This window comes from Paraneptunicella aestuarii, assembly GCF_019900845.1.
In the GTDB taxonomy this organism is placed as follows: domain Bacteria; phylum Pseudomonadota; class Gammaproteobacteria; order Enterobacterales; family Alteromonadaceae; genus Paraneptunicella; species Paraneptunicella aestuarii.
The window spans coordinates 4751932-4763151 of the sequence record NZ_CP074570.1; the positions used below are offsets into that span (position 1 = coordinate 4751932).

Sequence of the window (11220 nt, forward strand, 5' to 3'; positions counted from 1 at the left end):
TCAAATTAGTCTAAAAGTTATTGAGATACAAACAAAAATCATGTCTAGTTGTGTCCGTTAGAATGTAGCTTAAGGTTCGAGGAGTAAGTAAGTGATAGCGTTAATTCAACGAGTGAAATATGCGCGTGTTGAGGTCAATGAGCAAGTCGTTGGTGCTATAGATAACGGACTGTTAGTGCTATTAGGCGTAGAAAGAGAAGATGACGAGGCAAAAGCAGCCCGGCTTTGCGAACGAGTGCTAAATTATCGCGTATTTTCTGACGATGAAGGAAAAATGAACCTGAATGTTCAGCAGGCTGGCGGCTCGGTTCTGGTAGTATCGCAATTTACCCTGGTTGCCGATACTCGCAAAGGCAACCGTCCTGGATTTTCCCGAGGAGCAACACCTGAACAGGGAGAAGCCCTCTATGAATATTTTGTGGAACAGGTAAAAGCGAACGGAATGACCTGCGAAACAGGGCAATTTGGCGCAGACATGCAAGTACATCTGCAAAATGATGGCCCCGTCACCTTTCAGTTATCAATTTGATGGGATTATTTAAGTTGCACAATATTCATCAAATTAAGATGAAAACGTGCGCACATCTGCTGCAATTTAGGATCAAAGGGCAAAAGTGCGAGTTTCTGATGCCCGCAAATAAAAATGCGATTCCTATATTGAGGAATACTGTATATCTGTGGTGAAAAACCAGTGATATCAGCAAGAAGCATCTCAATATCCAGAGTTTGAATTTCCGATATCGGTAGCAAATTAATCACCAATAACCCCTTTTTAGACAATGCCTTAACACAATCCTCAAAAAAGGCTTTTTGATGCATAAAATCAGGCGATGAGTAACCCGAAAAAAGATCGATGAAAAGCAAATCTTGTTCCCGGTATTGTTTAACCGCTTTTTGCGCATCCTGATGCTTAACGACATGCTTTTTATCTGCCTTCCAACCTGCAGAGAAATAATCGTAAAAATACTCGATAATTTTCTTGTTCAACTCGATAGACGTCATCTGACATTTGGGAAAATAATGATAGAAAAAGCGTTGTAGCGCACCGCCTCCAAGCCCAAGTTCTAATACAGATTTCGGATTGCTCATATAATAAAGGGCTAACAACATTCCGTGCATATGTGGTAGAACTGGCTTATAAGGTGTGGTTAGATCCATTACCGTCTGTACAGTATTGTTCATTTCCAGCCACTGGAATTGAACATTTTGATGAACAGATAAGTTGATTGAATCATGCTTGGCAAAGTTAACAATGCGAGCATTGATAAGTTGGTGGTCAATATTGAACAGTGTTGATTCGCCCATATTTAGTGTAGAAGACTTCAGAAACTGTCTGTTGCAAGTTAAAAGGGTTATTAGTGTATAACGTTAAGATCCCTCGTAGTGAAGAGGAATTACAAAAATACTTCCATTTTCGCTGGAAAATACTCAGAGAACCGTTCAATTTACCTGAAGGTTCAGAAAAAGATGAGTATGAGTCGGTTAGCGAACATCGCATGATAACGGACAATTCAGGCCGCGTACTTGCTGTTGGACGAATACACCTGAACGCGCCAGAAGAAGCGCAAATAAAGCACGTTGCCGTAGAAAAAAACATGCGTACCAAAGGCTTGGGTAAGCTGATTATTGCTGCTTTAGAAGATGTCGCAAGAAAGCAGGGCGCTGAACGTATTGTCACTAACAGCATGGAAACCTCTGTAGAGTTCTTCCGTCACTGCGGCTTTGAAATTCAGGAACAAGCCCCGAAAGAGCTGGATAAACAAAAACGCCAACAAATGCTCAAGCGCATCAAAGACAAGTCTGCGCTGAGAATGCACCCAAAATGGTGTGAAGAACTACAAAAAACCTGGTATGAAACCATTCCCATTACCGAGCATATGGGAATCAAACTGCATCAGTATTCAGGTAGAACATTGGAAGTCCGCGCTTCGCTCAACAAGAATATTAATCTTCACGGCACCATGTTTGCCGGTAGTATCTTCTCTTTAGCGACACTCACCGGTTGGGGCATGATTTTCCTGCAACTCAAGCAGAAAAAGCTAAGCGGAGAAATTGTCTTGGGCGATGGCAATATCCATTACCACAAACCCGTGACTTCTCAACCCAGAGCCGTATGTAACATTGAAACCATGTCTGGGGATTACGAATATCTACGTCGTGGCAAAAAATGTCGTTTAAATGTGACCGTAAATATCCAGGACGGTGACGTTCCAGTCGCAGAGTTTAAAGGCATTTATTGGATCATTCCGGAAGAACCAAGCGAATCCTGAAGCAATAAATCTTAATATTCAGGGCTGGATTTCCCAGCCTTGAATTAAATGCGCACAGCATTCAATCCCCAAAGCATTCAACAATGCTTAAACCACACCTTTTTCTTTCAGTTGCGCAATATCTTCTGCGCTCATATCCAATAGCGTCTCTAACACCTCTTGCGTGTGCTGCCCGCAGGTCGGTGGAGGTAAATCGTAGGAAACCGGCGTCTCTGACAGTTTCAGCGGCGATCCAACCAATTGTTGCGGTTGCGATGTTAAGGAATGAGGTAGTGTAATCGCCATGTCTCGTTGCTGAACCTGCTTCATGGCAAATACCTGATCCATCGTATTCACTGGCGCGCACGGCACATTAGCAGCACGTAACGCTTCAAGCCAATGGGCTGTTGTTCTAGCGGCTAAAATCGGCGATATCTCCGCAAGTAATGCCTCTCGATTGAGCACGCGCTGTGCGTTGGTGGCATAGCGAACATCGGCAACAATGTCTTCACGCTCAATCACCCGACAGAAACGTGCGAATTGTGCATCATTTCCCACAGCTAAAATGAAATGGCCATCGGCTGTCGCCATAGTTTGATAAGGCACAATGGTGGAATGGGCATTACCCTGACGAGGCGCAGGCTTACCGGAAGTCAGATAATATTGCGCAATGTTGGTTAAACTGGCGATAGAACAATCCAGCAAACTCACATCAATCATCTGCCCTTGCCCTGTTTGATGGCGAGCATTCAGTGCAGCTAAAATTCCAACGGCTGAATTCAACCCGGTGATCACATCACTAAGCGCAACGCCAACTTTCATCGGCTCACCACCCGCTTCACCGGTACACGCCATCAAGCCAGACATGGCCTGCGCTAAGAAATCATAGCCCGGCTCTTTAGCCATTTCGCCCGTTTGACCAAAGCCGGAAATCGCGCAATAGATCAAATGCGGAAACGCTTCGTTAAGCTGATTGTATTCCAGCCCGTACTTTTCCAGGCTACCAACCTTGAAGTTGTGAACCAAAATATCGCAAGAAGGCAGCAACTTACGAATAATGTCCTGCCCTTCTTCGGTACTGATATCCAACGCCAATGACTTCTTGTTGCGATTCGCACTCAGGTAATACGCACTCTCAGAGGTATCGTTCCCTTCATCATCCTGCAAATAAGGCGGCCCCCAAAAGCGCGTATCGTCACCCGCCCCCGGGCGTTCCACTTTGATTATCTCAGCACCGAGATCACCCAACATCTGAGTGCAATAAGGCCCAGCTAAAACACGAGAAAGATCCAGAACCCGGATCCCTTGTAATGATTTCATGGGATGTTGTTTTGACGTTGAGAGTTAATTTAGCGATATCTTCCCGTAAGCTCAGGAAGATTGGTAGGGGTTTGAGTAATCTTAAAACATAAAAGGGGGCTTATAACCACCCACACCGAAAATTAAAGTGGATTTGGTAATTGTTCAGCTTTGATCTTTTTCAAAGCATTCAATATAGTGCTGCTTTCTTTAGGAGGACATTCATTGGCTACTCAGCATCCAGCACGTCAATTCGCAAAAAAACTGAAAGATTATTATGGCGGATATAAAGCGTTTTATAAGGTTGTCTACGGTGAGGATGCTGAAAATAGCAATGAACTACAACGTTTTATCAACTATGTGAATCGTGGGAATTATAGTTTGTCATTCCTTGAAACATTGGTGCGCAATGCGCATCTCCACCACGTTACCATGGCGGAGTTCTTTCTCGGTGAGAAGTAAAAGCTCTATTTTTTAGAATGGTTGTTTTGATTCCTTATCATTTTTGATTGCGGCCAATCTTTAAATCAATTTTTATTTATCACCCTTGCCATAAATTTATCATGCGGTTATTATTCTTACCTGACTTTGAATAAGGCAGTTTAATTGCGTTTTGCCAGTATTTAACTGGAACTGCTTGGTTTTTGCTCTTAATTTAAATCAGGTTATTATTGTTACCCTTACCACCCATAGGGGGTGTTAAGCATGATTTGGGAGTAACAAATATGAACCTGAGAAAAATAATCTGCATGTTGGCATTCCTGCTAACACCCGTTTTAGCTACGGCAAATGAAGATATTCAAAGTTTGAATGAAAGCGCGACTCAATCATATTGTTGGTGGATTTTCTGTACAGGTAACACAGATATCATCACAACAACAGGTGGTGTTGGCGATCCCCCTGTCACGATAATGGGTGGTGGAGTTGGACATCCGCCTGGGACAGGTAACGATTAATCATTATCGGTAGTGATGTTTATATGCCGATAGAGTAACGAGAGTAAGTATGCTTGATTATGCTATTGGATTTATTATCGGCAACGTATGGGCGATTGCTTTTCTGTTGGTTGCTGTTTACAACTTCTATTTCAGAAAAGATCATAAACCGACGTTTTTCTTATGTTTGGTTATGGCTGGAAGCCTTGGGATTTCGCAGACAATTTATACTAATTGGATATTGCCGCAAGATAACCTTGTAAGCATCTACTACTTATATTGGGCTGCGGTATCATGTGCCATTGCCCTGACTTTATTCTTAAGTACAAAGTTTGGGGCTCGCATTTTGCTTTGGCCCCTGAGTTTTGCTATTGGACTTCACCTTATTGAGGTCTTGTTTAATATCGCGATGCATATCGACAGGAACGTAATAGCACTTAACCAAGCCTTGTCCGTAAATAACGATATTAAAAGTGCTTGGTGGCTATGGAACGTGAGAGATATGTTCATATTAAGCACCAACTTCTTGGTTATTGCCGCATCAATCTTACCTTTAGATATCTTTTCTCGCGTTAGTCAGCGTTTTGAAAGACGTTACTCATGTGAGCAAATGACAAAGGTTTTCAAGCGAATTAAAAGCTTGCGTCAACTGGTGAATGTTATGCCGGATGGTATTGATAAAAGCAACGCCGAACAATGTTTGGATAGTGCCGAATTATTGCTTACGCAATGGGATGACGAAGGAGAAGATAGAAGCCATATATATAGTGCCAATATGCTTTGTGATCGCGCCCGCGCTCTTGCGCTGGCTCTTACTCCGGAATTCGAAGATGTCACATTTGACGAATTTGAGAAACGAACCGTTCGTCAAAAAGCCTAAAGCAACTCTCTTATCTTGAATTTTACCTTAAACCCCTATAATTCTTAGTAATCCGAGGGAATAGTCTTTCCCTTGCTTTAACTTCCATGCCTTCCCTCTGAACGTTTTTGAATTTCGGGCTCGATTTCCGCGTTGCAGAGATCCACATAAATTCTAATTCTTGATTTCTCCGAAATTCCATACGAATAAAATATGGCTATTACATTAACCTATCTGTAAAATTGACTAATATACGAATTACTGACTCGAATGGTATTGAACCAAAACGAGCATACCTTGAATTCGCAGTAATATACTGTTAGAGGTTTACCTAAGCTATCTAGCTTTTTAATACTTTCTGAACAATATAAGGGTGCTATATGAGCAATGAAAATAATGGAATTAAAGCCGCCGGAGCAGGTGCTGCAACAGGTGCTGTAGGATCTGTTACCGCAGTTTATAGTGCAGGGACTGTTACAGGTTTGGGGGCGACAGGTATCACCTCCGGACTTTCCGCGATTGGTTCTGTTGCAGGTGGAGGAATGGCAACAGGTTTAGCAATAACAGCTGCCGCACCATTGGTTGTAGGCGCTATAGGTTACGGTCTGTATAAGTGGCTTAAAGATTAACCTATAACAAATTAATTAAACGGAAAATAAAGGTGCCCATCACTTCGAGATAATAATCAACCTTTATTTTCCGCTTAGTAAGCGCGTTATATTTGCTCAATAAGTTACGGAGTATAAATGCAAAATATAGGAATCATATTATCTATTGCAGGACTAGCATTATCAGTACTCTTGTGGGCAGTAAAACCTGAATTTATAGTGAATTTTTTTAAATTCCAGAAAGTTACAAATTTCATACGTTCAAAAAACCTTTCTAATAATTTTACTATCGCAATTGTTGACGATGAGTTAGACAGCTACCCCATTAGTTACATACAAAACTTAGGATATAGGGTTAAAACTTTTGAATCAGTTTCATTTTCTCAGGCGGAAGAGTTATCAAAGCATGATTTGATTCTTTTAGATGTTAAAGGCGTTGTTAAAGAAGATTTAGAGGAAGGCGGTGCAAAGTTAATAAAAATAATAAAAAATATTCGGCCGTTAGTCCCTGTCATTGCTGTTTCTTCTGGTTATTTCCATACAGAACTGAACGATTATTTTAGAACCTGCGATGATAATATTAAAAAGCCAATTGATGAGTATAAGATCAGAGAAATTATTGGTGAATTGAAATTAAATTTCTATGATGAAAATAACATTGCGGAATTATTAAATAATGACATTGAGTCTTTACAAATAGGCAAGAGAAAGAAAAAAAGTATTTCTTCAATGATTATTTATTATTTAAAAAATGAAATAGAAAGCCAAGAATTAAAAATAACTTTGCACAAATTTGCTACAACAAAAACAGATGACATTCTTAACAAAGTTAATCGTTTGAAGGATCGTTTAAATAATGCTTAAAGACATTTTCAAAGAAAATATATTAACATCCCCTTGGCCTTTGTACATCGATGACTTCTTTTTCGATGGAACTAAAATCACCAAATCACCGACATGTGATAACTCTTGTTTAAACGAAAAACAATCTGAAGAAATCTATAAATGCAAGCACGGATTAAGCCATATATCTAAAATTATTGGTGGGAGCAGACTCGTCATTTCAGGGGTTTATATATGTAGTAGCAACTCAAAAAAGCCATTTAAAAAGCACAAACCTCAAAAAACATCAATCACAGCTATAAACAAATGGCTCTCTGAAATTGAATCAAAACTCTCATCAATAAATAAACTTGCTAATAAAATAGCAAAAGATAAATTTGACCAATTCCATGAATTTGCAAAATGGGCAAATGAAATTAATTTTTACTCTAACCGACTTGTTAATAAATCAAAGAATTCTCAATGTAGTGGTTTTGAAGCTGCACCAGAAGATCTCAAAAGCCTCCATAAAACAAGCGTTATGCTTTTAGACTCACTTGACACCCGCCTCATTTACTTTAATCCAGAAAGCGCTTCCTTTGGCCATAAAAGAGCCACGGATATATACAGCATGCTTCACAAAATATCTTTAGTATTAGGCCATTCAAAAAACAACAAGGGTAAAATTAAGATTAAAATTAATGGTCGAGTTCAAAATAAACATAGTGTTTACGAGTCATTTAAAATAATCCCTTTATCTTTACTTCAAAACGCATTGAAATATAGGAAAAGCAATGATGTTGAAGTTCATTTTGAAGAAAATGGCAAAGATTTAACTATGAATGTTATCTCTGTTGGTGATTTAATACCGAAAGACGAACTGCCTAGTTTATTTGATAGAGGTTTTAGATCAACATCGGCTTTAAGGAGTAGAATAGAAGGTAATGGTTTAGGTTTATATGTTGCCAGCATTGTTGCTAAAGCTCATGCTTTTGATTTGTCGGTAAAGAGTGAGATACTTGCAGGTAAAGGGCTTGCGAAAAATACCTTTACTGTTCGCATTAATTAATCCGGGAGTGCCATGACTTAAATGCCCTAAACAGCCGCGTCCCTGCGGCTGTATATAAGCTTATAAACTTCTAGAGGAAATTCTACAGATAGCTCTACAAACACCCACCCCAACTAAGACTTAACCTGAACTTCGATCTGTTCCTGTTCAGCGAATTGGGTATTGGTGGTTTTCACCAGATAATCCATCGACACTTCGTCACAGGCATTTTTCTTGGGGCAAATATCACAGTCCTTAATTACCTTCTCAGGCAAGCTGTCCATCGGAGTGTGGGCAAACCCTAACTTTTCGAAGAACTTGGGCGCACGAGTCAACACGATCACGCGCTGTAGTTCAATGTGCCTGGCTTGCTCCAATAAATACTGCACCATCGCCTTACCCTGACCATGGCCTTGGGCTTCTTTTAACACACCCACTGAACGCACTTCCGCCAGTCCGGTTTGATAAATATACAAACAAGCGCAGCCAATCACTTTGCCATCCAGCTCGGCGACTACAAAGTTCTGAATATCATGCACGATGCTATAGCGTGTTCTGGGCAGCGTTTCGCCTTTTTCAGACCAGTAGTTAACGATATGCTCAATCGCTTCCACGTCGGTCATTTTTGCGCGACGTACCGACATTACAGCCGCTTTTTGCGCGTTCAGACGTTGCTGAACCTGCCCCAACGCCAGGTTAATTTGCTCAACCGCAGGGCTGCCGGTAACGTGGCTGGCAACTAAATCATCACTGCTTTTTTTGATGCTTTGCAGTGCCTTTTCAACTTGCTCACGTGACGTTCCGCCCACAACTTGACGTTTATCCAAACAGGATTCAATCGTCAAATGTTGGTAGACATCTTGAGTGATCTTGTCGCTAAATGTCTGCAATTCAGCCAAAGTGAAATCTTCCAGCGCCTTGCCTTCTGCTATCGCAGCCAATACCACTTCACCCACAATATGGTGAGCTTCACGGAATGGAATATCCTTGTTGACCAGATAATCCGCCAATTCAGTGGCGTTAGCGTAACCTTGCTGTGCTGCTGATAAAGTTGCTGCGCTGTTTACCTTCAAGCCTTCTGTTACCAACACCGCCATTTGCAGGCAGGCTTCCCAGGTATCCAGTGCGTCAAACAAGCCTTCCTTATCTTCCTGCATGTCTTTGTTGTAGGCCAAAGGCAATGCCTTCATGGTCATCAACATGCCACTCAACGAACCGCATACACGGCCGGCTTTACCACGGATCAGCTCAAGCGCATCCGGGTTTTTCTTTTGCGGCATTAACGACGAACCCGACGTAACCAAATCGCTCAATTCAATAAACCCGGCTTCGCCTGTATTGTAGAAGATCAGATCTTCTGCAAAACGAGACAAATGCATCATGCTGATGCTGGCAGTAGAGATAAATTCAATCACATGATCTCTATCCGATACCGCATCCAGGCTGTTCAAGGTTGGGCGTCTAAAACCCAGATCCTGAGCCAGAGCATGTCGGTCAATCGGATAAGCTGTACCCGCAAGCGCACCAGAACCTAGAGGTGATGTGTCGGCGCGATAAAGCGCGTCTTGCATACGGCTGATATCACGGTCGAACATTTCGACATAGGCCAAACACCAATGCCCAAAAGTCACAGGCTGAGCTCTTTGCAAGTGGGTGTAACCCGGCAGAACCGTAGCACGTTCTCTGTTCGCCAGATCCAGCATGGCTTGTTGCAAGTTAACCAGAGCCTGCAACAACTCTCCGCCTCTAGCTTTACACCATAATTTCAGATCCGTCGCGACCTGATCATTACGGCTTCTGCCAGTATGTAACTTCTTGCCCAAGTCACCACATTTAGCGATGAGCTTGCCTTCCACCCAGCTATGGATGTCTTCGGCGCTCATTTCACCTTCTGGCACTTCCAGCACACAGGCAGGGTTTTCCTGCACTGTTTGCAATAGTTCATTGAGCGCTTTTTCCAGATCCTGTTGCTCTTTAGCACTCAACACGCCTACTTGCAGTAATGCGCGTGACCACGAGATAGACCCCTCTATGTCTTGCGTGGCTAAACGATAATCCACGGGTAAGGAATCATTAAATGATTTGAATAATTCGCTAGGTTGTTCTTTAAACCGTCCGCCCCACAAAGCCATGGTGGTCTTCCTCTTTTCTCTTATCTCGTTAGCTATTTATTGGTGAACGCTCTAATTCTGCTGCTCAAGCTGTACAGGCGAATAAAACCTTCTGCATGTTTTTGGTCGTATACGTCGTCAGCCCCAAAAGTAGCGTAATCTTCTGAGTACAAGCTGTTTGGTGAACGACGTTGAATAACCGTAGCATTGCCTTTGTACAATTTCACAACGATATCGCCTGTGATTTGCTGAGCAAAGGTTTTACTCGCCGCCAACAACGATTCAGCCAATGGAGTGAACCAGCGACCGTCGTACAATACGTGAGAAAACTCTAACGCCACTTGCTCTCTGAATTTCAGAGACGCTTTATCCAAAACCAGTGTTTCCAACGCTTTGTACGCTTTCATCAACACTGTGCCTCCAGGCGTTTCATAACAACCTCTGGATTTCATACCCACCAAGCGGTTTTCAACGATATCGACACGACCCACGCCATGAGCAGCGGCAATGGTATTTAGCTTAACCAATGCCTGATACGGGCTGAATGATTCACCATTAACCGCGGTTAAAATACCTTGTTCAAAACTTAAGGTAACGCTTTCTGATTTGTTTGGCGCATCTTCCGGATCTACGGTCATCGTCCAAACCTGCTTGCTTGGCTCACACCAAGGGTCTTCCAACTCACCACCTTCGTGGGAAATGTGCCAAGCGTTCGCGTCACGGCTGTAGATCTTGGTCGCAGAAGCCGATGTTGGTACGTTCTTCTCAGCCAAATACGCTAGCAAGTCTTCTCTTGAAGACATATCCCATTCACGCCAAGGAGCAATAACTTGCAGCTCCGGAGCCAAAGCAGCGAATGCACCTTCAAAGCGCACCTGATCGTTACCTTTACCGGTACAACCGTGCGACAACGCATCGGCGCCAACTTTCTTTGCCACTTCAACGTGAGCCTTGGCGATCACTGGACGCGCCATAGACGTACCCAGCAAGTATTCACCTTCGTAAACCGCGCCAGTTTGCACGGTCGGGAAAATGTATTCAGACACAAATTCTTCTTTCAGGTCAGCGATGTAACACTCACTCGCACCTGAACGAATAGCTTTATCATGCAAGCCTTCCAGTTCTTCGTCGCCCTGACCCACATCAGCCGCAAAGGCAATCACTTCACAATCATAATTATCTTTCAACCACGGAATAATGGCTGATGTATCCAGTCCACCAGAGTAGGCGAGGACAACCTTGTTTACTTTTTTGGGTTTCGCAATGGCCATGAATAAAGCTCCTAAAAA

12 protein-coding genes are annotated in these 11220 nt (G+C 42.5%); 8 read left to right on the forward strand and 4 right to left on the reverse strand.

What is annotated here, in order from left to right; genetic code table 11:
• Positions 1-91: 91 nt before the first annotated feature.
• A complete protein-coding gene (gene dtd / locus KIH87_RS18600) occupies positions 92-529 on the forward strand; it encodes a D-aminoacyl-tRNA deacylase (protein ID WP_232359346.1) in 438 nt (145 codons plus the stop codon).
• A 5-nt stretch (positions 530-534) separates the two neighbouring features.
• Here dtd and KIH87_RS18605 read toward each other — a convergent pair whose 3' ends face one another.
• Positions 535-1305 (reverse strand): spermine/spermidine synthase domain-containing protein, encoded by a 771-nt coding sequence (locus KIH87_RS18605; protein ID WP_232359347.1) that lies wholly within the window; start codon positions 1303-1305, stop codon positions 535-537.
• Between the two features lie 53 nt (positions 1306-1358).
• Between KIH87_RS18605 and KIH87_RS18610 the strand changes: the two genes are divergently transcribed.
• Positions 1359-2270: a bifunctional GNAT family N-acetyltransferase/hotdog fold thioesterase gene (locus tag KIH87_RS18610; protein WP_232359348.1), complete on the forward strand. Its 912-nt coding sequence runs from the start codon at positions 1359-1361 to the stop codon at positions 2268-2270.
• 87 nt (positions 2271-2357) lie between these two features.
• Here the strand turns inward: KIH87_RS18610 and KIH87_RS18615 are convergent, their stop codons facing one another.
• A complete protein-coding gene (locus KIH87_RS18615; protein WP_232359349.1) occupies positions 2358-3569 on the reverse strand; it encodes a CaiB/BaiF CoA transferase family protein in 1212 nt (403 codons plus the stop codon).
• Positions 3570-3773: 204 nt separating this feature from the next.
• On the opposite strand from KIH87_RS18615, the gene KIH87_RS18620 reads away from it, so the two are divergent.
• The 6 genes from KIH87_RS18620 (at position 3774) to KIH87_RS18645 (ending at position 7841) form a co-directional block, all read left to right on the forward strand.
• The gene (locus KIH87_RS18620) at positions 3774-4010 is read left to right on the forward strand and encodes a hypothetical protein (protein ID WP_232359350.1); all 237 of its coding nucleotides are present in this window, start codon (positions 3774-3776) and stop codon (positions 4008-4010) included.
• Positions 4011-4273: 263 nt separating this feature from the next.
• Positions 4274-4504 (forward strand): hypothetical protein, encoded by a 231-nt coding sequence (locus KIH87_RS18625; RefSeq protein ID WP_232359351.1) that lies wholly within the window; start codon positions 4274-4276, stop codon positions 4502-4504.
• 49 nt (positions 4505-4553) lie between these two features.
• On the forward strand, positions 4554-5363 hold the full coding sequence (locus tag KIH87_RS18630; protein ID WP_232359352.1) for a hypothetical protein: 810 nt from the start codon (positions 4554-4556) through the stop codon (positions 5361-5363).
• Between the two features lie 359 nt (positions 5364-5722).
• Positions 5723-5971 carry a hypothetical protein gene (locus KIH87_RS18635; protein WP_232359353.1) on the forward strand — a complete coding sequence of 83 codons (249 nt, stop codon included), beginning with the start codon at positions 5723-5725 and terminating at the stop codon, positions 5969-5971.
• A gap of 117 nt (positions 5972-6088) precedes the next feature.
• Positions 6089-6814 carry a response regulator gene (locus KIH87_RS18640; protein ID WP_232359354.1) on the forward strand — a complete coding sequence of 242 codons (726 nt, stop codon included), beginning with the start codon at positions 6089-6091 and terminating at the stop codon, positions 6812-6814.
• Positions 6807-7841 (forward strand): ATP-binding protein, encoded by a 1035-nt coding sequence (locus tag KIH87_RS18645; RefSeq protein WP_232359355.1) that lies wholly within the window; start codon positions 6807-6809, stop codon positions 7839-7841. The genes KIH87_RS18640 and KIH87_RS18645 overlap by 8 nt, the downstream gene beginning before the upstream one ends.
• 113 nt (positions 7842-7954) lie before the next feature.
• Here KIH87_RS18645 and argH read toward each other — a convergent pair whose 3' ends face one another.
• Positions 7955-9952, reverse strand: coding sequence for an argininosuccinate lyase (gene argH / locus KIH87_RS18650; RefSeq protein WP_232359356.1), 1998 nt, complete (start codon positions 9950-9952; stop codon positions 7955-7957).
• A gap of 32 nt (positions 9953-9984) precedes the next feature.
• Entirely contained in the window at positions 9985-11202 is a 1218-nt protein-coding gene (locus KIH87_RS18655) for an argininosuccinate synthase (RefSeq protein ID WP_232359357.1), read from the reverse strand.
• Positions 11203-11220: the final 18 nt, after the last annotated feature.